This is a genomic window from Paraburkholderia sp. BR10937, from assembly GCF_040965695.1.
GTDB lineage: Bacteria > Pseudomonadota > Gammaproteobacteria > Burkholderiales > Burkholderiaceae > Paraburkholderia.
Genome location: NZ_JBFRCL010000205.1, coordinates 1 through 255 on the forward strand (window position 1 = coordinate 1; position 255 = coordinate 255).

The 255-nt window shown below is 65.1% G+C and carries 1 protein-coding gene; it reads left to right on the forward strand.

Annotation, left to right across the window (positions count from 1 at the left end; translation table 11 throughout):
• Window positions 1-255, forward strand: a 255-nt coding sequence (locus AB4Y44_RS42670; RefSeq protein ID WP_368702843.1) for a transposase, incomplete at both ends; no start/stop codon positions are given.

The window sequence follows — 255 nt, forward strand, 5'->3', positions numbered from 1 at the left end:
GCTTGGCTCAGCAACTTGCCGCCTTACGCAAACAGCGCGACGAAATCGCCGCCGAAGTTGAGCGGCTGGTGCTTGCTCACCCTCTTTGGCCGGTCCTGACCAGCATGCCGGGAGTCGGCGTCAGGACTGCCGCCAGACTCCTCACCGAGGTCGCGCACAAAGCATTCGCTTCGGCAGGTCACCTGGCGGCCTACGCTGGCCTCGCACCAGTTACCCGGCGCTCAGGCTCATCCATCCGTGGCGAGCATCCGTCCA